This is a genomic window from Marinobacter nitratireducens, assembly GCF_000708045.1.
GTDB classification, from domain to species: Bacteria; Pseudomonadota; Gammaproteobacteria; order Pseudomonadales; family Oleiphilaceae; genus Marinobacter; species Marinobacter nitratireducens.
Genome location: NZ_ANIE01000010.1, coordinates 59,806 through 81,239 on the forward strand (window position 1 = coordinate 59,806; position 21,434 = coordinate 81,239).

General features: G+C 54.9%; 17 protein-coding genes. 7 read left to right on the forward strand and 10 right to left on the reverse strand.

Features of this window, described 5'->3' with window-relative positions; translation table 11 throughout:
• Nucleotides 1-38: 38 nt before the first annotated feature.
• The 7 genes from aroB to D777_RS16920 all read right to left on the reverse strand — a co-directional run bounded on the left by aroB (nt 39) and on the right by D777_RS16920 (nt 6,701).
• A complete protein-coding gene (aroB, locus tag D777_RS16890) occupies nt 39-1,133 on the reverse strand; it encodes a 3-dehydroquinate synthase (protein ID WP_036134703.1) in 1,095 nt (364 codons plus the stop codon).
• Complete coding sequence (gene aroK / locus D777_RS16895) at nt 1,126-1,692, reverse strand: shikimate kinase AroK (protein WP_036134705.1); 567 nt, start codon at nt 1,690-1,692, stop codon at nt 1,126-1,128. The genes aroB and aroK overlap by 8 nt, the downstream gene beginning before the upstream one ends.
• Nucleotides 1,693-1,781: 89 nt before the next feature.
• Entirely contained in the window at nt 1,782-3,848 is a 2,067-nt protein-coding gene (gene pilQ / locus D777_RS16900; RefSeq protein WP_227501823.1) for a type IV pilus secretin PilQ, read from the reverse strand.
• A 63-nt stretch (nt 3,849-3,911) separates the two neighbouring features.
• Nucleotides 3,912-4,460, reverse strand: a complete 549-nt coding sequence (locus D777_RS16905; protein ID WP_036134710.1) for a pilus assembly protein PilP — start codon at nt 4,458-4,460, stop codon at nt 3,912-3,914.
• 2 nt (nt 4,461-4,462) lie between these two features.
• Nucleotides 4,463-5,074: a type IV pilus inner membrane component PilO gene (pilO, locus tag D777_RS16910; protein WP_036134712.1), complete on the reverse strand. Its 612-nt coding sequence runs from the start codon at nt 5,072-5,074 to the stop codon at nt 4,463-4,465.
• A complete protein-coding gene (locus D777_RS16915; protein WP_036134715.1) occupies nt 5,074-5,637 on the reverse strand; it encodes a PilN domain-containing protein in 564 nt (187 codons plus the stop codon). Before D777_RS16915 ends, pilO begins: the two co-directional genes overlap by 1 nt.
• Entirely contained in the window at nt 5,637-6,701 is a 1,065-nt protein-coding gene (locus D777_RS16920; RefSeq protein WP_036134718.1) for a pilus assembly protein PilM, read from the reverse strand. The genes D777_RS16915 and D777_RS16920 overlap by 1 nt, the downstream gene beginning before the upstream one ends.
• 196 nt (nt 6,702-6,897) lie before the next feature.
• Between D777_RS16920 and D777_RS16925 the strand changes: the two genes are divergently transcribed.
• The gene (locus D777_RS16925) at nt 6,898-9,402 is read left to right on the forward strand and encodes a penicillin-binding protein 1A (protein ID WP_036134720.1); all 2,505 of its coding nucleotides are present in this window, start codon (nt 6,898-6,900) and stop codon (nt 9,400-9,402) included.
• Between the two features lie 63 nt (nt 9,403-9,465).
• Here D777_RS16925 and D777_RS16930 read toward each other — a convergent pair whose 3' ends face one another.
• Complete coding sequence (locus D777_RS16930; protein ID WP_036134722.1) at nt 9,466-10,731, reverse strand: malic enzyme-like NAD(P)-binding protein; 1,266 nt, start codon at nt 10,729-10,731, stop codon at nt 9,466-9,468.
• Between the two features lie 221 nt (nt 10,732-10,952).
• Nucleotides 10,953-11,174 carry a 50S ribosomal protein L31 gene (gene rpmE / locus D777_RS16935; RefSeq protein ID WP_036134724.1) on the reverse strand — a complete coding sequence of 74 codons (222 nt, stop codon included), beginning with the start codon at nt 11,172-11,174 and terminating at the stop codon, nt 10,953-10,955.
• Between the two features lie 264 nt (nt 11,175-11,438).
• On the opposite strand from rpmE, the gene D777_RS16940 reads away from it, so the two are divergent.
• From D777_RS16940 to hslU, 6 genes are all read left to right on the forward strand, one after another.
• Nucleotides 11,439-13,613, forward strand: coding sequence for a primosomal protein N' (locus D777_RS16940; protein ID WP_036134971.1), 2,175 nt, complete (start codon nt 11,439-11,441; stop codon nt 13,611-13,613).
• A 196-nt stretch (nt 13,614-13,809) separates the two neighbouring features.
• Nucleotides 13,810-15,534 carry an Ig-like domain-containing protein gene (locus D777_RS17960; protein ID WP_150112671.1) on the forward strand — a complete coding sequence of 575 codons (1,725 nt, stop codon included), beginning with the start codon at nt 13,810-13,812 and terminating at the stop codon, nt 15,532-15,534.
• Between the two features lie 140 nt (nt 15,535-15,674).
• Nucleotides 15,675-17,360: an arginine--tRNA ligase gene (gene argS / locus D777_RS16955; protein ID WP_036134729.1), complete on the forward strand. Its 1,686-nt coding sequence runs from the start codon at nt 15,675-15,677 to the stop codon at nt 17,358-17,360.
• A 9-nt stretch (nt 17,361-17,369) separates the two neighbouring features.
• The gene (locus D777_RS16960) at nt 17,370-18,011 is read left to right on the forward strand and encodes an SPOR domain-containing protein (protein ID WP_036134732.1); all 642 of its coding nucleotides are present in this window, start codon (nt 17,370-17,372) and stop codon (nt 18,009-18,011) included.
• 202 nt (nt 18,012-18,213) lie between these two features.
• A complete protein-coding gene (gene hslV, locus D777_RS16965; RefSeq protein ID WP_036134735.1) occupies nt 18,214-18,744 on the forward strand; it encodes an ATP-dependent protease subunit HslV in 531 nt (176 codons plus the stop codon).
• A gap of 12 nt (nt 18,745-18,756) precedes the next feature.
• Nucleotides 18,757-20,085 carry an HslU--HslV peptidase ATPase subunit gene (gene hslU / locus D777_RS16970; RefSeq protein WP_036134738.1) on the forward strand — a complete coding sequence of 443 codons (1,329 nt, stop codon included), beginning with the start codon at nt 18,757-18,759 and terminating at the stop codon, nt 20,083-20,085.
• 60 nt (nt 20,086-20,145) lie between these two features.
• Here the strand turns inward: hslU and D777_RS16975 are convergent, their stop codons facing one another.
• On the reverse strand, nt 20,146-21,387 hold the full coding sequence (locus D777_RS16975) for a patatin-like phospholipase family protein (protein WP_036134741.1): 1,242 nt from the start codon (nt 21,385-21,387) through the stop codon (nt 20,146-20,148).
• Nucleotides 21,388-21,434: the final 47 nt, after the last annotated feature.

The window sequence follows — 21,434 nt, forward strand, 5'->3', positions numbered from 1 at the left end:
ACTTACCATTGTTTATCATATCGGCAAAGGCTATCTGCTCATTGCAGCCGACAAAAAGACGTCAGGGTCTTGTCCAGGTTTTCTGGATCAGCTTTGTCGGTAACGATAGCATTACCCAGAGACTTGAGCAGTACCAGCCTCAGCCTGCCGTCGACATTTTTCTTGTCAACCGCCATGAGGTTAAGGAAATCATCGGCGCCCATTCCAATCGGAGGCGCCTCAGGCAAACCAGCCCGACCGATCAACACTCTGACCTGTTGCAATTTCTCTGCCGCAATCATCCCCTCACGAACGGAGAGGTCAGCCGCCATAACCATGCCAGCTCCTACGGCCTCACCATGCAACCAGTTGCCATAACCTGCGAAGGTTTCGATAGCATGCCCGAAGGTATGCCCGAGATTCAGAATGGCTCGAATCCCTCCCTCCCGCTCGTCGAGAGCCACCACCTCAGCCTTACAGAGGCAAGAGCGGAAAATCGCCTCAGCGAGAGCTCCTGGCTTTCTGGCAACAAGGTCATCGACACTCTCCTCCAGCCAGCCAAGGAACTCGGTATCGCGTATCAGGCCGTACTTGATGACCTCGGCAAGCCCCGCAGACACTTCTCGGGAAGGGAGCGTCAACAGGCTATCCGTATCAATAAGGACCGCCTCGGGCTGATGAAACGCTCCGATCATGTTTTTCCCAAGCGGATGATTTATACCGGTTTTTCCGCCCACAGAGGAATCGACCTGGGAAAGCAATGTTGTCGGGATCTGAATGAACGGGACACCCCGCTGGTAACAGGAAGCGGCAAACCCCGTCATATCACCGACAACGCCACCACCCAGCGCCACTAGCGTCGTTTTCCGGGTATGCCGCTTCTCCAACAACGCATCAAAAATGAGATTGAGCGTCTCCCAGTCTTTGTATCGCTCACCATCCGGCAACACCACTGAATCAACAGTTTTTCCCGGAAAACATGAAACCGCCTGTTCAAGATACAGAGGCGCGACCGTCTCGTTGGTCACAATCATAACCTGAGAACCGGCGACATACGGTGACAGGTCATAGCTGCCAAGCATCCCCTGCCCAATAATAATCGGATAACTACGATCGCCGAGATCAACGGTTAGCTCGTGGCGTATCTTAGACATGACTCCGTCCTTCCTTTCGCATTTGCCGCCGTTGCCTGGGGGTCCTTGGGTTAATCTTGTTAACGAGCTGACGAACCACCAGCCTCGGGCTCTTGCGATCTGTGTGCATGACGATGTCCGCCAACTTTTTGTACAGAGGATCCCGAATCTTGAACAATCTCGTCAAAACACCAACCGGATCATCGTTTTGCAGCAGCGGCCGGTTCCGGTCCTTCCGGGTTCGTTCCACTTGTTGCTCAAGAGACGTCTTGAGGTAAATCACCACGGCGTCTTTCTTTAACAACGAATGGTTCTCAGGCTTCATAACGGCACCGCCGCCGGTTGCCAGTACGGTGCGCTCCTCCAGAGACAACTCATCCAGCATAGCGGTTTCTCGCTGACGAAACCCCTCTTCCCCCTCAACATCGAAGATCCAGGGGATATTTGCACCACAACGGTCTTCAATGATGCGATCAGAATCCAGAAACCGGTAGCCCAACTCCTTGGCAAGCATTCGACCGATCGTACTTTTTCCGGCCCCCATCGGGCCTACCAGAACAACGCGTTTGGGCAAGGGCATAATTTCCGCTCACAATTTCTCAGGCGGGTGAGAATATCATAAAAAAAGCCGCCGGTTTTACGCGGCGGCTTCTTGTTACCCAGCGACTGTTACTGGATCAGATCACTCTTGACGATTTTCGGGGTGATGAAAATCAGCAGTTCACTGCGCTCATCAATGTGTTCCGTGCGCTTGAACAGACGGCCAAGGTAAGGAATATCACCAAGGAACGGGGTTTTGGTGGTTTGCGTCGCCAGTTCGGACTGGAAAATACCGCCCAGAACAACCGTCTCCCCATTTCCTACCAGCACCTGAGTGGTCACCTCGTTGGTGTTGATGGACGGTATACCTGCGGTCACTTCACCACGAGAGTCCTGATTCACAACCAGATCCATGATGATCTTGTCGTCCGGCGTGATCTGAGGAGTCACCTCCAGGGACAGTACGGCTTCCTTGAAGGACACTGACGTGGCACCGCTGGAGGATGCTTCCTGATAAGGAATCTCCTCACCCGACTTGATGGATGCAGTCTGACGGTCAGCAGTGACAACTCGAGGCTGGGAGACAACTTCCGCCTGGCCATCACTCTCCAGAGCCGACAATTCGAGATCAACGAGGAAGTCATCGCTTCCCCAGCCAATGGCAAACGAGGAGGCGCCCTCGCCAGTCACACCCAGATCAACAGCCAGGGCCCCCGGGAAGGTGATGGTGTTGTTATTACCAGCCGCGGCTTGCCTGGCTTCTTCAACAGACTCCTGAGAACCGCCAATGGCGAAGACGTTATCACCACTGACGTCATAGGCAGCGCCACCCCAGCGAATACCCAAATCCTCCGCGACGTTGGTTTGTGCCCGCACAATCCGCGCTTCGATGGACACCTGGCGGACGGGCACATCCCAGGTAGACACCAGCCTACGGATTTCTTCTAACTTGTCGGAAGTTTCGCGAACACTGATTGTGTTGGTACGAACATCCGACGAGACAAAGCCGCGCTCGGAAATCAGCTCTGCGTCAGCTTTGATCAGCGCTACAATGTCACCAGCCTTGGCGTAGTTGACCTGAATAATGTCGAGGCGAACGGGAGCGAGCTCCGCGATCTGCTTGGTTGTCTCCAACTCCAGTTTCTCACGCGCGGCAATCTCATCCGCCGGTGCAACAAGAAGTACGTTACCAATTTGACGCTTATCCAGGCCCTTGGTTTTGAGGATCAGGTCCAGAGCCTGATCCCAGGGTACGTTCTGAAGCCGCAAGGTAATGCTACCGCCGACCGTATCACTGGCTACCAGATTCAGACCGGTGAAGTCTGCAATCAACTGGAGGACAGAGCGTACTTCGATGTCCTGGAAGTTCAGAGACAGCTTTTCGCCAGAGTATGGGAACTTCTCTTCCCTGCGAGCCTCGGCTTCCTGCTCGGTCAGCTCCTCAACACTCACGGTAAACTCGCTACCTGACTGGTAAGCAATATAATCGTAATTACCCTGCGGTCGGATCTCGACGATTGCGTCGCCACCTTCAACAAAGGTGTCGATGCGTGTGACAGGAGTGGCAAAGTCGGTGACATCCAGACGGCGCCTGAGGTTATCCGGCACTGCCAGGTCTGGCATGGTCAGCCGGATTTTGCCACCCAACTCGGAGAGGTCAACCGCTGCTGCAGCGCTACCCAGATCAACAACAACCCTGCCCTCGCCATCTTTTCCCCGGCGGAAATCAACACCCGCGAGGGTGTTCGGAGCTGAAACAGCCCGGGTAGTCGCAGGCTCTGCCGATGTCGACATTGCGCCACTGCCGCCGGCGACGCCCTCGCTACCAATCGTCATAACCAGTGAGTTGTTTGCCCGCGACGTATCGTAGGGTACCAACTCAACCAGGTTGAAGATCAGACGGGTACGATCCTTGGTTTCAACTACCGTCATGCTCTGAGCATTACCAGAGCCGAGAGGGATGCTGCGGCTCTCAAGACCGCTTGTCGTATCTTTGAGATCGACAGCAATACGAGCGGGCTTCTCAATGGTATATCCCGTCGGCTCCGGCGGGGCACCATCAAACTTCAAGGTCACCTCCAGGCGCTCCCCTGGTAGCGACGAGAATGACACGTCTTCCAGCGTGACCGCCTGGGCCAGGCCGGACAACAATCCCAAAGCAACTGCGCCGACGTATACATTGAGTTTTCTGAACATCGCTAGCCTCGACCCCAAACTTTTTTGTTCATGCATGTTTCTTTCAATCATCACTGCCGCTCCTTAGCCAGCTTCCTCATCCAGTGTCAGGGAGCGAGGACGCTCAACCCATCCACCCCGGCCATTTGGAACGATCTCAATCAATTCGATCCGGGTTTCACTGATTCCGACGATTCGGCCATAGTTTTGCCCCATGTAGTTTCCGGCACGGACCCGGTGAATTCCACCAGTACTATCCTTGATCAGGGCGAACAGGCCTCCTTCAACCCTCTGGAGAGTGCCGACCATATTCAGCGACTTGAGATCAAAATTCTCAAGGACCTCACGAGGCCGATCCAGATTCGGCTCCACGTCACTGACTGGCTCGTTATCGACCATCGTCAGTTGAACATCAATCGGCGGCTCAAAAGGTGCTCGTCGATCCGCGGCAGAGTAGCTAAATGCCTCGTATGCTTTGAATTCCGGCAGCGGCTCAACGTGGCCTCTTGGTTTGGCCCGAGTGTCTGCCATGAACTTATCCAGATCCGCAAAGCCTCCGCCTTGGGAACAGGCCGTAAGAAACGTCACCAGACAGACACCGAACCAGGCTTTAACCGCATGTTTTCCTTCCATGCTCATTCTCCAGCCCGGTAGCGGTATGTACGAGCCAAAACCTGCATATCCAGTCGCTCTCCGTCTCCGCCAGTTGGTTTGATAGTAAGGTCGTGAAGCGTAACAATCCTGGGAAGGGCCGCAACGCTGCTCACAAATGATGCAAGCTCGTGATAGGAACCTGAAACCTGAATATTGATGGGCAACTCAGCGTAAAAATCACGGCGCTGCTCCGCCTGCAACTTCACTTGCTTCAGAGCCAGGCCACTGCCCAGCGCTGTGTTGGTAATATCTTCAAGAAGCCCAGGAACCTCAGTCTCGCTGGGAAGCTGCCGCACCAAAGCACCAAACGTTTCCTCCATCTCAGCCATCTGGGCTTTGAACACTTCCAGATTGGCTACCTGGTAGGCCTTTGCTTCGTATTTTTTTCGAAGATCCAGTTCAACTTTCTCAACGCGATCAAGCTGCATGTACTGATCCTTGATGAAGAACCAGTAACCGCCGCCGGCGATGAGGCCAAAGACGATCAGAGCCACAATAATCTTGACCGGAAGAGGCCAGATACCAGCGTTATTAACGTCTAGGTCGTTGATATCAAATTCATTGAGACTTTTCAGAGAGTCCGCGAGGCTCATTATTTATCCTCCCCTTCGGGCTCAGGTGTTTTCTGCTTAACAGACATGTTGAACTGACTGTATCCAGCCCGCTGCTTGTCTGCCGCCGACACATTCGACAGGTTCGGATCAGCAAACCAATCCGACTCCTCGAACTGTCTCATCAACCCGGAAATCCGGCTATTCGACTCGGCCATACCGACGATGCTAACGGTATCGCCCTGCCTCTTAAGGTCAGTGTAGAACAGGCCATCGGGCAAGGTCCTGACCAGCTCATCGAATACACGCACGATGACAGGACGCTTGCCCTGAAGGTCCTGAATAACCTCCATCCGCGCAAGCAGCTCATCCCGCTTCTTCTTGAGCGCCTGAATTTCTCGGATCTGCTGATCAAGTTTTTTGGTTGCTGTTTCAATGTAGGCGTTGCGGGATTCCTGGTAAGCGATCCGGCTGTCCATATCCGTTTTCCAGAGGAACACAAGCCCGGCCGCCACGATCGCTGCACCGAGGATCATCACCACAAACTGTTTCTGTTTCTCTGCCCTGAGCTCTTCGCGCCAGGGTCTGAGGTTGATATTTGCCATCAGTCAAAGCTCCTCATCGCCAGGCCACAAGCGATCATCAGCGAAGGAGCATCATTACCAAGGGCAGATGCGTTTACCCGCGAGCCGACCGCCATATCTGCAAACGGATTTGCTACCACCGTGGGAGTCCCGGTCTTTTCCTCGACCATCTCAGTCAACCCCTGAATCGAGGCTGTTCCCCCAGCCAGAACGACGTAATCGACTGCGTTGTACTGGCTGGCACCGAAGAAGAACTGGAGTGCCCGTGCAACCTGCTGGACCACGGCCTCACGGAATGGTGTCAGGACCTCGGACTCGTAATCGTCTGGTAGGCCACCCTGTTTTTTGGCAAGCCCCGCTTCCTCCAGCGACAAACCATAACGTCGCTGAATTTCCTCGGTCAGCTGTTTACCACCAAAAATCTGTTCCCGGGTGTAAACCGTCTTACCTTCAGCGAGAACGCTCAGAGTCGTCATGGTCGCACCGACATCGACAATCGCCACAACGAGCTCTTCACCCTGGGATTCAAGCTGAGGCTCGATCAAGGTGTAGGCTCGTTCCAGAGCATAGGCCTCAACATCCACGACCTTTGCAGACAAAGAAGCAATCTCCAACGCGTCTTCGCGAATATCGACGTTTTCTTTGCGACATGCCGCAAGAAGGACATCAACCTGATCGGGGTTTGTTTCTGAGGGACCCTGAACTTCAAAATCGATCGCAACCTCATCTAACGGATATGGAATGTACTGATCAGCCTCCAAGGCGATCTGGTCTTCCATTTCAAATTCGTTGAGGCCGCCATCCATCTCAATCTGTTTCGTGATAACAGCCGATCCCGACACAGCAACGGCCACCTGCTTGACGCTTGTGCGGGATTTGGATGCTACGCGTTTGAGGACCTCACCAACCGCCTCAACATCCGTGATATTTTTCTCGACAACAGCATTCGCCGGCAACGGCTCAACTGCGTAGCTCTCGACCTTGAAACGGCCACCCTGCTTCGACAGTTCCAGCAGCTTGACCGAGCTGGAGCTGATGTCCACGCCCAACACAGCACTGGATTTCTTCCCAAACAATCCGAACACGCGCTCACCCTATACCTGGTTAGATGCACCCGGTTACGTTACTTATGTGTTTTTAATTTAAGAGAATTTCTTCTGTTTTCCGTCTACAATGCCATTTCTTCGTTTTATTGAGAGGCTTTGCAACAGAGAAGCGATTCTTCCTTCCTAAAGCAATTTCTCAAATGATAGACCTATATCCAACAGTTGTCAGAAAAAAATGTCCCATTTGTTGCGCACATCTCGCCTTTTAGCCTGGCTATTCCTTACCGGACTGAGCATCTCAGTTATCGTCACTGCCGGCTTTTATCTATACCTTCGCCCCGGGCTTCCACCTGTCGAACAACTTCTCGACATCAAACTGCAGACACCGCTGCGGGTATATAGCGAAGACAGCAAATTAATAGCAGAATTCGGTGAAAAGAGAAGGGCACCTATCACAATAGAACAGATCCCAACAATTCAGTTACAAGCCTTTATGGCTGCGGAAGACGCACGTTTTTATGAGCACTTCGGAGTCGACATCAAAGGCCTGGCGCGGGCTGCCATCCAACTCGTGTCCACCGGCTCGATCCAGTCCGGCGGCAGCACCATCACTATGCAGGTTGCAAAAAATTACTTTTTGTCACGCGACCGGACCTTTATTCGCAAGTTCAATGAGATACTTCTGGCACTTCAGATCGAGCGTGAACTGGACAAAAACCGGATACTCGAGCTCTATCTGAACAAGATTTACCTGGGCAACCGCGCCTATGGTATTGCCGCAGCTTCGCAGGTTTACTACGACAAACCCGTCAATGAGCTGAGCCTTGCCCAGATGGCGATGCTGGCCGGTCTTCCAAAAGCACCCTCAGCCTACAACCCGCTGGCAAACCCGGAAAGAGCCATGATCCGCCGCAACTGGATACTTGGCCGGATGCGAGACCTGGGCTACATAACACCGGACGCACACGACCTGGCCGTTACAGCCCCCATTACTGCGACCTACAACGCGACGGATGCCGAAGTGGATGCCGATTACGTAGCCGAGATGGCCCGATCCGAAATGGTCGAACGCTTTGGCGAGGCCGCCTATACAGACGGGTATACCGTTACCCTCACAGTCAACAGCGTGAAACAACAAACGGCAACGGATGTACTTCGAGAGGGTCTGGAAGCCTACGACCGCCGCCACGGATTCCGGGGCCCTATTGGACACCTGGACAAGACCCAACTTGGCAATAACGAACTCTCCGACCTGATACTCAATTACCCGAGAGTGGAGACTCTGGTGCCCGCAATCGTGACAGGCGTCGACGACAAGCAACAACTCGCTACCGTATTTACGAGAAATGTTGGCGAGACCATCATGCCATTTGAAAGCATGACCTGGGCCCGGCGTTATAAAACGGACAACCTTACAGGTCCTGAACCCGACAAGCCCTCAGACATACTTAGCACCGGCGATGTGGTGTACGTACACATCGATCAGAAGCCAAACACCGAGCCCAGGGCCAATGCAAAGCCCAACGCCAGGTTGGCACAAGTGCCCAGAGTGGAAGGCGCCCTTATTTCTATTAAGGCTGATACTGGGGCCATCGAAGCTCTGACCGGCGGCTATAGCTTCAGACAAAGCAAATACAACCGGGCGATTCAGGCTCGCCGACAGCCAGGCTCAACCTTCAAACCCTTCCTTTATCTGTCAGCCCTTGAGAACGGGAAAACACCTGCAACCATTTACAACGATGCCCCGATCGTTTTCGATGACGAAGAACTCGAAACAGCCTGGCGCCCACAGAATTCATCCGGTCAGTTTTATGGCCCGACACGACTTCGGGAAGCGCTTTACCGCTCCAGAAATATTGTTTCCATACGATTGCTGAGAGACCTCGGCATCCAGAACACCCTGGACTACCTTAAACAACTCAAGATCCCGACAGAGAACATGCCCAGCAACCTCTCTCTGTCACTTGGCAGCGGCCAGCTCACCCCCATGGAACTGGCACGGGGACTTGCTGTCATCGCCAATGGCGGCTACGACGTGCAACCTTATCTGATCAAAAGCATCCAGGATGTTCACGGAGAAGTGCTCTACGAAGCTCCCAGAACCATTCTGTGCGATCAGGACTGTGACAACATCGAAAACAAGGTTACCGCCACGACAGACATCGACTTCACCGATCGCTCGCCGGAATATTCAGACGACGCCGCAAAAAGCGACAACGATGCAACCAAACCTGAAACGCGAGTCATGCGTCGACTCGCAGACAAGCGCTCCGTCTATATCCTGCACTCAATGATGAGAGACGTGATACGGCGAGGAACAGGGCGGCGAGCACTGGCACTTGGCCGGGATGACATCGCCGGAAAAACCGGAACAACTAACGAGCAAAAAGATACCTGGTTTGCCGGCTACAATCACGAGATTGCAACCACAACCTGGGTAGGCTTCGACCAACCAGCCCCTCTGGGCCGCAGGGAATTTGGAGCCAGCACCGCTCTGCCCATCTGGATTGACTATATGCGAGTCGCGCTCGACGGAACTCCGCCAGCTTTCATGCCGCGCCCTAACGGCATCGTTAACATTCGCATCAACCCCGAAACGGGCAAACGCGCAAGGCCTGGCGAAGAAGCCGTTTTCGAGATATTCAAAGAAGAGGACGCGCCACCAGCTCTCGCTCCTGAGGATGACAATCAGGGCACTGGAAATGGCGCAGGTGAAGACCTATCCAGGCAGATCTTCTAAACCAACAAGGCATAAAAAAACCGGCGGGATCACCGCCGGTTTTTTTATTACGCCAGAACGACCTCAGATAATGTCATCCATGGACTTGAGCGGATAGTGCGCCGGATACGGATCGCGAGCAACACCTGAATCAACCGCTGCACGAGCGACCGCTGCAGGCACTACCTCCAAAAGACGAACGTCCATCGGCTTCGGAATGATGTATTCCTTGCCAAATTCGAAGCGCTCTACCCCGTATGCTTCACAGATTTCCTGAGGAACAGGCTCTTTTGCCAGCTCACGAATAGCGTGAACCGCGGCAACCTTCATTTCCTCGTTGATCGCACTGGCGCGAACGTCAAGCGCTCCACGGAAAATGAAAGGGAAGCCCAGAACATTGTTCACCTGGTTCGGGTAATCAGACCGACCGGTAGCCATGATGAGATCATCACGAACCTCAAGAGCAACCTCGGGACTGATTTCAGGATCCGGGTTGGAACATGCGAATACGATAGGATTCGGGGCCATTTTCTTGAGCTGATCGGCACTCAGCAGATCGGGACCAGACAGGCCAACGAAAACATCTGCACCATCAATGGCATCGTCCAGAGTACGCTTGTCAGTATCGTTGGCGAACATTGCCTTGTACTGATTCAGATCCTCACGACCAGAGTGGATCACACCCTTACGGTCAAGCATGAAGATGTTCTCAGAGCGAATACCGCAACTGATCAGCAGCTTCATGCACGCAACAGCAGCAGCACCCGCACCGAGGCACACCACTTTTGCTTCTTCAATCTTCTTGCCCTGCAACTCGAGGGCATTGATCATGCCTGCTGCAGTAACAATCGCTGTACCATGCTGGTCATCATGGAAAACCGGCACGTTACACTTTTCGATCAGAGCTCGCTCAATCTCGAAGCACTCAGGTGCCTTGATGTCCTCGAGGTTGATACCACCAAAGGTATCGGCAATACGCTCGACCGTCTCAATAAACGCCTGCGGGCTTTCGGAATCAACCTCGATATCGAAAACATCGATTCCAGCAAAGCGCTTGAACAGTACGCCCTTGCCTTCCATTACCGGCTTACTCGCCAGCGGACCCAGGTTGCCCAGACCAAGAATCGCAGAACCATCAGAGATCACAGCCACCAGGTTACCCTTGGCGGTGTATTTGTATGCATTCTCCGGGTCCTTTGCGATCTCGCGGACCGGCTCGGCAACCCCGGGGCTATACGCCAGCGAAAGATCGCGGGAGGTCAGAGTCGGCTTGGTAATCTCGACGCTCACCTTACCAGGCCGCGGCTTGGCGTGATATTCAAGGGCTGCTTCTTTCAGATCTTGAGACATTGCCACTGTTCCGTTTTTCACGTTTAAAGGTTAAAACCGCTGGACGCTCCGCCCAACGGAGCGCGCCATTATGGCGCGCCAGACCTGAAACGACAAGTGGCAATCGAACATTTTTCGAACAGTCAATAAGGCAAATTGCGTACACAGACGCTCCGCCTTCCCATATCGCCCAGACACAAAAAAAGCGCCTGACGGCGCTTTTCCGGTTTCGGAAAGACTTATCAGTCTTTCTTGCCACCAATCCGGCCACCGAAACGCTTGTTGAAGCGATCGATACGACCACCTGTGTCCATGACCTTCTGCTTGCCGGTGTAGAACGGGTGGCACTGGGAGCACACGTCCAGCTGCAGATCGTGGCCCACGGTTGAACGGGTCTTGATCACATTACCGCAGGAACAGGTAGCGGTGATGTCTTCGTACTTGGGATGAATACCTTCTTTCATGGCGAACCTCGTTGGGTCATGCCGCTACCAGATCACGCAACTGATGCTTCAGCTGAAGTGTCAGGCACCGCATGTTTGAATCCATTAATAAGACGGGGCACAATCATGCCCTGCCGAAATCAGACCGCGAATCTTACTTGCTATTTCAGTGGCAGGCAAGCATCACAAGCCCATGAGCCACAGTGACCCGCGGAGCCGAGGCCCTGGAGCGGCGACCACAGGATAAGCAAATACCGTGATTCACCCCCAACATTGGAACGTCTTGTGCTGAAAACGGCCCGCATCGCAGTTAACCGCCCCCTTCGCCGGCTCTTTGACTACACCATCCCGGATGGCCTCAAGCTCCATCCGGGGCAACGAGTGCGAATCCCGTTCGGCCGCCAACAAGCCATCGGCCTGGTAGTGGATACAGAGTCATCCCCCACACCGGGGATCGCCCTCAAACCCATACTCTCAACGCTGGAGGAATGGTCAGCACTTCCCTCCGAAACTCTGAATCTCCTCAAATGGGCCAGTACTTATTACCAGCATCCTACTGGGGAGTGCCTGTTTACCGCACTTCCTCCAGCACTCCGAAAAGGCCGCCCGGCCCATGAAAAAAAACAACAGTGGTGGCAAGCGCAAGCCAGCACCAATCCGCTGCCAGCAAATGCCCACAAACAGAAAGCCCTGTACGACTGGCTGTCCTCGAAAGAGGAAGGGGCCTCTACCCGGGACATCACGGAGGCCGGCTTTACGCGGACGCAACTCGATTCACTGCTCAACAGAGGACTGGTGACCGAATCCACTACTGACGCACTCGAAGCCGTCGAAATAAATAAGCCCCCCCCCCTTCCAGGCCCTGAACTCTCACCAGTTCAGCTCGACGCAGCAGCTCAACTTCCCACACTACAGGAAGGGTTCAGCTCAACACTCCTTTATGGCATCACGGGAAGCGGCAAAACGGAGCTCTATCTCCACCAGCTGAAACGCCAATTACCCGATGACAAGCAAGCGCTGGTCCTGATCCCTGAAATCAACCTCACCCCACAAACAGTCTCCCGCTTCCGGAGATATTTTGGAAACAGGGTTGTACTCTGGCATTCCGCGCTCAATGACGGCGAGCGGCTCGCGACCTGGCTGCGAGTGCGCAACGGCGAACCCGTGATACTCATCGGGACCCGCTCATCCGTACTACTGCCATTTACTTGCCTGAAAACCATCATCGTCGACGAAGAGCACGACAGCTCGTACAAACAGGGAGAAGGCTTTCGATATTCGGCGCGGGACCTGGCGGTCTACCGCGCACACCTCAATGACTGCCCCATCATTTTAGGCTCAGCCACCCCCTCTCTGGAGTCCTATCAGAACGCAAAACAGGGAAAGTACTCGCTGGTTCGGCTCGAAGAACGAGCCGGCAATGCCCGCCCTCCCGAAATCAGCCTGCTGGATATTCGCAGCCGCCCGCTGGAAGGCGGCCTCTCGCGACCAGCCATTGAGGCAATCAGGAGGACGATCGAGAATGGAGAGCAGGTTCTGGTATTTGTGAATCGACGCGGCTTTGCTCCCGTGATGATGTGTTTTGACTGCGGCCACACCATGGAGTGCCCCAGGTGCGACTCAAAGCTGACCTACCACCGCAAAGACCGAGCCATGCGCTGTCATCACTGCGACTTCCAGATGGCGGCACGAGACCATTGCCCGGAATGCCAAAGTGACGCATTCAAGCCGGTTGGCCAAGGCACAGAAAGAACAGAAGACATTCTGGCCGACACCTTCCCCGGCACCCCCGTGGTCCGGGTCGACCGCGACAGCACCCAACGTAAGGACAGCATCCACAAGATCCTGGAGCGCGTGAACTCTGGCGCTCCATGCATACTGGTCGGTACCCAGATGCTGGCCAAAGGCCATGATTTCCCCAACGTCACACTTGTGATTGTCGTAAACGCCGATGGTGGCCTGTTCAGCGTTGATTTCCGGGCCCCCGAGCAACTAGTGCAGACGGTACTTCAGGTCAGCGGACGAGCAGGAAGAGGTGAAAAAACGGGGCGCGTACTGATCCAGACCTGTCACAGTGACCACCCGCTGCTGAAAACACTTTGCCATGGAAGATACCTTGAGATGGCCGACCAGCTGTTGAACGAGCGGCAGAACTGCCACCTTCCACCATTCCGCTCCATGGCAATATTCCGGGCCGAATCGCCCACCATGGAGGGAAGCCTTCAGGTACTTGACCATATCAAGAGCCTCACTCAGGTGGCCGGGATTGAAACCTGGGGCCCCTTACCTGCAATCATTGCCCGAAGAGCCGACAAACATCGCGCTCAGCTCGTTCTCAACACGACAAACAGAAAGTTGTTAAATACTCTTTTGTCAAAAATCTGCAACAAACTCGAGCAAACGAAGTTCCCTGTTGGCGTTAAATGGATGATTGATGTCGACCCCATGGAAACGGGATAAGCCATCAGAAATAAATGGAATTTCACACTTTTTTACAAGAAAGGCCAGCCACCCTACCAGCCTCTGACGCACCCTGTGCTAAGATCCTGACAGACTTTTAATAAAGAAACATGAAAAAGTCATATAATCGGATCCCCCCTATATATCCGATTTACGGACAGCATCAACGACCAAATGGAAACCATGGAGATTGGAAATGTCAGGGAAACTCATTGCTCGAACGGCCGCGGTGTCGTTTGCACTCATTCTTGCCGCCTGCGGTGGCGATGAAAACTCCTCAGCACTGGCCGGTTCAGGTGGATCCTCAGGCGGTACATCATCCGGCGATAGCTCATCTAGCGGCGGCACGGGTGACGGCGATTCTCAGCAAACGGTCACGCTTGAACTTGGCACAGGAAGCGGAGGATCCTTCCAATCCGGCCAGATGAACGTATCAGCGAGCTCTCTATCTGCCGGGGGATCTACCCGACTCGATTTCAACGTTGTTAATGCCTCTGATGGCAACGCGATGTACAACGCAGCGGAAACAACAGCGACGATAGCTTCGCTCTGCTCCAGCGCCTCTTTTGACTCATCCATCACAACCACCTCAGGGTCATTCAGTACAACCTATGAAGCAGGTTGTGCCGGAACAGATACAATCACTGCCCGACTATCAAATGGCTCGACAGCAACCGCGAACATTACCGTCGCAGCTCCCGAAATTGGCGAACTGGAGTTCGTAAGCGCTACGCCTGATTCGATTGCACTGAGCGGGAACTCCAACGGAACCCGCCCGAGCGTTTCAGAAGTTACCTTTAAGCTTACCGACAAAAACGGAAACGCCATTACTACCGGAGAGGACATTACCTTCAGCCTCTCCACAACCGTCGGAGGCATTTCCCTATCCCAAACCTCAACAGTGACGGATGAGGAAGGATTAGCGACAACGAGAGTCAGCGCCGGAACGGTTCCGACAGTCGTCAGTGTCACAGGCACCTTCACGCCGGACAGCGGCACTCCGATCCAGACAACTTCCGCACCGATCTCAATCAGTGCCACGATTCCAGACCAAGATAGCTTCTCGGTTTCCATTGAAAACAACTTCCTGCCAAACGCCAGGAATTACGATGGGGTGACCGTTCCCATTACGATCAGAGCAGCGGACCGTAACAACAATCGAATCAGCGATGCGGTTGTTAACTACCTCACGAATGCTGGATCAGTTCAAAGCGAGTGTATTTTGCAAGATGGAGCATGCTCTATAGAGTGGATTAGTCAGTCTCCGCGGCCTGACAATGGCATCGTGCTAATCCTTGCAAGAACTGTTGGCGAAGAAAGCTTCCGCGACTTGAACAGCGACGGTGTTTATGTTGCTGCCGACGACCAGTTCAACACAACAAACGATGACAAAGGCGAAGCCTTCCTTGACCGGAACCTGAACGGATCTCGCGATGGTGATGAGGAGTACTTTGACTACAACAGTAACGGTCAATACGACACAGCAAACGGCATATACAACGGCACCGCGTGTGCTGATGACGCCAGTAACTGCACAGAAAGCCTTCTTGAGATCACTCAGACTGCCCGCCTCTTCATGGCGAGTGACTCCATTGTGATCTCGACTCTAACGCCGACCCCGGTTGCAATCCCTGGAGAGATCTGCGTCCAAATCGGCGGGGCGTTCCGTGACGGAAGCGGGGCATTGGTTCAAGGCCCACCGCCTGGCGGGACTTCAGTTAAATACTCCACAACAAATGGAGCCCTAGTGGGCCCCTCCGAACTCACGACGACAACCGCTTATAGAGAAACCGCTATTACACAGTGCGTTACTCTCGAGGCAGACGATACATCTTCCTCCGGTACGTTGACGGTAGAGGTTACTCCTCCTTCGCCCTTCAATGACGCACCATTTGTCGAAAACATATCAGTCACCGACTGAACGAAGGCAGCCCTGCCTCTGTCGGCAGGGCTGCCAAATTTGAGAACAAAGCCCCTTTCCGCGATAATACCCGCCTTCTACATGACAACGGGCACCCCGCCCCAACCCCAAACTTCCAGCAAACCGAGTCATCTGACAGCATGAAAGAGACCGTTTCCGAGCTGCTCCAGTCCGCGCTGGCCAAGCTTCAGTCCGAAGGCACCCTTCCGGCGGATCAAACCTTTACTCCACAGGTGGGCAACACCAAAGACAAGGCCCATGGCGATTACGCCTGCAATATTGCCCTGGTGGCATCCAAGTCTGCGGGTTGTCCACCCCGACAGTTGGCTGAAGCCCTGATTGCAAGATTGCCGGAAAGTTCAGCGGTGGATAAAGTGGAAATCGCGGGTCCCGGCTTTATCAACTTTTTCATGAGCACCTCCAGTGCATTCGCCATCGTGGAGACCATCCTCAAGGAGGGAGACGCCTTCGGCCGGAACCGTTCCGGTCAGGACCAAAAGGTTCAGGTTGAATTCGTGTCAGCAAACCCGACCGGCCCACTGCACGTTGGCCACGGCAGGGGAGCCGCCATTGGCGATTGTCTGTGTCGATTGCTGGAAGCCAACGGTTATGACGTAACCCGCGAGTTTTACTACAACGACGCCGGCGCCCAGATCAACAACCTGGCGCTGTCCGTTCAGTCCCGCGCCAAAGGCCTGACCCCCGATGATGAAAGCTGGCCTGCCGACGGTTACCGGGGCGACTACATTATTGACGTGGCCCAGGCCTACCTCGCAGGCGAAACAGTCACCGCCGATGACCGCGAAGTGACCGGCAAGGGCGACGCCGACGACAGCGATGCTATTCGAGAGTTTGCCGTCGCCTACCTTCGCCGCGAACAGGATCTGGACCTTAAGGCATTCGGCGTCCAATTCGACGTCTATTTCCTCGAGTCGTCCCTGTATGAAGACGGCAAGGTGGAAGCAACCGTCAATCGCCTACGGGATAACGGTTTCACATACGAGCAGGACGGCGCCATGTGGTTAAAAACCACTGAATTCGGCGACGATAAAGACCGGGTAATGCGCAAGAAGGATGGCGGATACACTTACTTCCTGCCGGATGTAGCCTACCACCTGGACAAATGGCAGCGCGGCTTCACAACCGTGATCAACGAACAGGGCGCCGACCATCATTCAACGGTTACCCGTGTGCGAGCAGGCCTTCAGGCGCTGGACGCAGGCATTCCCGCCGGCTGGCCGGATTATGTGCTGCATCAGATGGTCATGGTCACCCGCTCAGGGCAAGAAGTTAAGATTTCCAAGCGTGCCGGAAGCTATGTCACGGTCCGGGACCTGATCGACGAAGTTGGCCGCGATGCAACTCGCTTCTTCCTCGCAGCCCGCCGCGTTGACTCTCAGTTGACCTTCGACATCGACTTGGCCCGCTCGCAGACCAATGAAAATCCGGTCTACTACATTCAGTATGCCCATGCCCGAATCTGCAGCGTGCTCAGGAAGCTCGCTGCGGAAGGTGAGGAGCGCGGCGCGAACGAATGCCGTGGCGACCTGTCAGCACTGACACTTGATGAAGAGAAAGAACTGGCCAATCAACTGGCGAAATACCCGGAACTGATCGCCAACTCGGCGCAGCAGCGTGAGCCGCACCACCTGACTCACTACCTGCGGGATCTGGCGGGTCAGTTCCACACCTATTACAACGCCCACAAGGTACTGATTGAAGATCAAAACCTGCGCGATGCCCGAGTGAGCCTTTACCTGGCGGTACGCCAAGTGATCGCCAACGGCTTGGACCTGCTGGGCGTCAGCGCACCGGAAGAGATGTAAAGCCGCCCAATGTCCCGAGATTACGCCCGCAAGGACCGACAGGCCAAGCCTTCGGCTACGCCACGAAAGAAGCAGAGTAAGCCCGTGCGCTCACCCAAGCCAAGGTCTAAGCCTGCTTCTCCGGCACACCGCCAGCAGGGTGGACTGTCGCTCAAATGGATTCTTTCGCTGGCTGCAGTGGGCGGTTTCATTGGATTCATTGTGTATCTGAATGGCTTACCCACAAACAACAGCCAGAAGGCAGACCGGCAGACAACCCAGCCTGAAGTGCAGGAAACACCCGCACCAGAAGCAACCGCCCAGCAGGATGGCAAAAAACAGAACTTCCGTTTTTATGAAATGCTGCCGGAATCCGAGGTGATTCCTCCGGATGTCGAGGAATACACCCCAGGCCCGGCAAAGCAGAGCTACAACTACCTCGTGCAATCCGGCTCATTCCGCAGCAAGGAAGATGCCGAACGACAGCGTGCCCAGATAGCCTTTCAGGGGCTCCGGGCCAGCGTTCAACGCATTGACCTGGATAGCGGATCGATCTGGTACCGGGTCAATGTTGGGCCATTTACCTCGCGCAGCCAGATGAACTCCGCAATCGACAAACTGGTCTCCATCAACATCCAGCCCCTGATCCGGAAAATCCCTAAAGAGGGCTGATTCCGGATTTCCGGGAGGCGTCATTCCGGGCCAAAACGAAACCGTGCGAAGCAATGGATGGCGAAGCCGAGCCTACACGGACGCATTCATGGCGTGTTTCAGTTTGGTCCGCAATGATGCCGACGTCCCCCGCACTTGAATTCTCCCCCAGCGCCTCCATAACTCCCTGAATACCGATTTCAATCAGGCAATTGGAGCCCAAATGACTACCATACTTTCGGTCCGCCGCGATGACGAAGTTGCCATGGGAGGCGACGGCCAGGTTTCCCTCGGCAATACAGTAATGAAGGGCAACGCCCGCAAGGTACGCCGCCTCTATAACGGCCAGGTGATTGCAGGGTTTGCCGGAGGCACCGCAGACGCATTCACATTGTTTGAGCGATTCGAAGCCCAACTGGAAAAACATCAGGGCAACCTCACCCGGGCAGCCGTAGAACTGGCGAAAGACTGGCGCACGGACCGTGCTCTGCGAAAGCTTGAAGCACTCCTCGCCGTCGCTGACAGAACAGCATCGCTGATCATTACTGGCAACGGCGATGTTATCGAACCCGAACAGGGCCTGATTGCCATTGGTTCCGGCGGCCCCTTTGCCCAGGCGTCTGCCAGGGCGTTGCTTGAAAACACGTCCCTTTCCGCCCACGAGATAGTGGAAAAGGGTCTCGAGATTGCTGCCGATATCTGCATCTACACCAACCAGAACCGCACCCTCGAAGTGCTACCCATCAACGAGTGATCCGGAGCAAACATGTCTGCAATGACTCCCCGTGAGATCGTCCACGAACTCAACAAACACATCGTGGGCCAGGAAGAAGCCAAGCGCGCGGTGGCAATTGCCCTCCGGAACCGGTGGCGCCGTATGCAGCTGGACAGCAGCCTGCGCGACGAAATCACACCCAAGAACATTCTGATGATCGGCCCGACCGGTGTCGGTAAAACGGAAATTGCCCGTCGCCTGGCGAAGCTTGCTGACGCCCCTTTCCTGAAAGTGGAGGCCACAAAGTTCACCGAAGTCGGCTATGTTGGCCGCGATGTCGAGTCCATTATCCGCGACCTGGCCGACATGGCGATCAAGATGCTTCGGGAAAAGGAAATGAAGCTGCATGAAAACCGGGCGCTCGATGCTGCCGAGGAGCGTATTCTGGATGCTCTGCTGCCACCGGCCCGGGATTTCGAGGAGGACAGCCAACGCTCCCAGGACTCGTCCACCCGCCAGCTTTTCCGGAAAAAGCTTCGCGAGGGCGAGCTGGATGACAAAGAAATCGAGATTGATCTTCGAAGCAGCAATGCCGGTGTTGAAATCATGGCCCCCCCGGGCATGGAGGAAATGACCAACCAGCTCCAGAGCATGTTCTCCAACCTCGCCTCCGACAAGCGCAAGACACGAAAGATGAAAGTCTCCGATGCGCTCAAGCATGCCAAGGATGAAGAGGCCGCTAAGCTGGTCAACGAAGAGGAAATCAAGCAGAAGGCCATTCAGGCGGTCGAGCAGAACGGCATTGTGTTTATTGACGAAATCGACAAAGTGGCGAAGCGTTCGGAGAACACATCGTCTGATGTGTCCAGGGAAGGTGTCCAGCGCGACCTGCTCCCGTTGATTGAAGGCAGCACCGTCAGCACCAAATATGGCTCGATTCGGACAGATCACATCCTGTTCGTTGCCTCCGGTGCGTTCCACCTGTCCAAGCCGTCAGACCTAATTCCGGAGCTGCAAGGCCGGCTTCCCATCCGGGTTGAGCTTCAGGCCCTGAGCCCGGACGACTTCAAACGCATCCTCACCGAACCTGATGCATCACTGGTGCAACAATATGAAGCATTGATGGCCACGGAAGGTGTCAAACTGACCTTCGCAGACGACGCCATCGCCCGCATTGCGGAAGTTGCTTGGAAGGTCAATGAAACCACTGAGAACATCGGTGCCCGGCGCCTGCATACTGTGCTGGAGCGCCTGCTGGAAGTGCTCTCCTTCGATGCCGGCGACAAAGTTACCGATGGTTTTGAAGTGACCGCAGACTACGTGAACGAAAAACTCGGGGAGCTGTCTGAAGACGAGGACCTGAGCCGCTATATCCTGTGATAGTCGGTTTGCCAGGGCCCGCCAGGGCTCTGGCAGCCCCGGACGGCATGAGAAGAGAACTTACTGCGCCTTACTGAACAGGTGCGTGACGTTTTCAAGGCCTGAAGCCAACCGGCCTTTTTCAGCGTTTTTCTTTCGTCCTTTGGCAACGTACAGCGGCAGCATCTCACCATAGAGGCTGGTGCTGATTGTCCGCTGTTCGTCCTCAAGGCGGTCTCTCCTCAGCTTGATGCCATACTTCGCCAACGTCGGCTCCAACTGATCTGCCCGCGCCAGCAGATCTCTCCGCGTCATCTGATAGGCATGCTCGCACACCATACGCCGTGACTGGAAGCTGAACACGTTAGAGAAGAATAGCTTGGCGTCGTCCCGGGTCGGCTCGAACAGGAGTATGTCCTTGTCCGGATAATCACGACCGTACTGGGCGATCCCGGACTGCATCCGCGAGTACACCATCGTCCGGAACATCTGGGACAGAAGGTTCGGCATTCCGGAGCGGGTAAGCTCCCCGGGCTTCATAGAACCCGCCCTCACGGCGGCACTGGCATCAATGGGCACCTGCGGGTTCACTGCGAAGACCAGGTCCGCCCCATCTTCAAAGGCCACTGACGCATGCAGCCCCTTGCGAAGGGTCCCGTCCACGTAATAGCGGCCATCGATCTCAACGGGCACGTACAGGCCGGGAGACGCCGTGCTGGCCTGAATCGCCTTGGAAATGGACACATGATCAAAGCCTGGCGCCCCAAAGCATACCGCTTCGGTACTCTCAACGTCGGCCGCAATGATATAGAGGCTGCGTTTCAGTTGCCGAAAGTCGTTCGTTCGCCCCAACATGGTGAACGCCCGCTTGAGATACTCGTGCAGCGCTTCATTGTCGAAAAAACCTGCCGGTGCTGCCTGGGCCAGAATCGTAAGGGCTTCCAACAGGCTCTGATCGTATGGGTTGTTGATAAAGCGGCGAAGCGCCGTGCCCATCAGGCCAGGCACTGCCAGCAGCCGGCCACCAATCTCCCGCAATGCTGGGCGATAGAACACTTCGGGGTGGAAGGGATGAACCTCAGCCTCATTGCGCACAAAAATCCGGCACAACTGGGCGGTCGTCATCTGGTTTGCCAGATTGGCGGCAACGAACGAGCCCGCATTTACGCCGACATAGACATCAATGTCATTGAAGTCCAGCCCCTCCAGAGCTTCATCCAGCGCTCGCAGGGCTCCAATCTCGTAAATGCCACCCAGTGGACCGCCGCCCCCGAGAGCGAGGCCGATTCTCGGCGAAGATTTGACTTCAGTTGGCGCTGTCATGTCCTGTCCCTTAGTGCTGGACGCCGCACTGGCATCGCGTTATATCC

Excerpts from the sequence above, each read along its gene's own strand:
- D777_RS16905 (WP_036134710.1), bottom strand. The coding sequence starts at position 4,460 with ATGGAAGGAAAACATGCGGTTAAAGCCTGGTTCGGTGTCTGTCTGGTG.
- aroB (WP_036134703.1), bottom strand. The coding sequence starts at position 1,133 with ATGTCTAAGATACGCCACGAGCTAACCGTTGATCTCGGCGATCGTAGT.
- D777_RS16960 (WP_036134732.1), top strand. The coding sequence starts at position 17,370 with ATGTCCCGAGATTACGCCCGCAAGGACCGACAGGCCAAGCCTTCGGCT.
- D777_RS16915 (WP_036134715.1), bottom strand. The coding sequence starts at position 5,637 with ATGGCAAATATCAACCTCAGACCCTGGCGCGAAGAGCTCAGGGCAGAG.
- pilO (WP_036134712.1), bottom strand. The coding sequence starts at position 5,074 with ATGAGCCTCGCGGACTCTCTGAAAAGTCTCAATGAATTTGATATCAAC.
- hslV (WP_036134735.1), top strand. The coding sequence starts at position 18,214 with ATGACTACCATACTTTCGGTCCGCCGCGATGACGAAGTTGCCATGGGA.
- D777_RS16930 (WP_036134722.1), bottom strand. The coding sequence starts at position 10,731 with ATGTCTCAAGATCTGAAAGAAGCAGCCCTTGAATATCACGCCAAGCCG.
- D777_RS16975 (WP_036134741.1), bottom strand. The coding sequence starts at position 21,387 with ATGACAGCGCCAACTGAAGTCAAATCTTCGCCGAGAATCGGCCTCGCT.
- pilQ (WP_227501823.1), bottom strand. The coding sequence starts at position 3,848 with ATGTTCAGAAAACTCAATGTATACGTCGGCGCAGTTGCTTTGGGATTG.
- hslU (WP_036134738.1), top strand. The coding sequence starts at position 18,757 with ATGTCTGCAATGACTCCCCGTGAGATCGTCCACGAACTCAACAAACAC.
- argS (WP_036134729.1), top strand. The coding sequence starts at position 15,675 with ATGAAAGAGACCGTTTCCGAGCTGCTCCAGTCCGCGCTGGCCAAGCTT.
- rpmE (WP_036134724.1), bottom strand. The coding sequence starts at position 11,174 with ATGAAAGAAGGTATTCATCCCAAGTACGAAGACATCACCGCTACCTGT.
- aroK (WP_036134705.1), bottom strand. The coding sequence starts at position 1,692 with ATGCCCTTGCCCAAACGCGTTGTTCTGGTAGGCCCGATGGGGGCCGGA.
- D777_RS16925 (WP_036134720.1), top strand. The coding sequence starts at position 6,898 with ATGTCCCATTTGTTGCGCACATCTCGCCTTTTAGCCTGGCTATTCCTT.
- D777_RS17960 (WP_150112671.1), top strand. The coding sequence starts at position 13,810 with ATGTCAGGGAAACTCATTGCTCGAACGGCCGCGGTGTCGTTTGCACTC.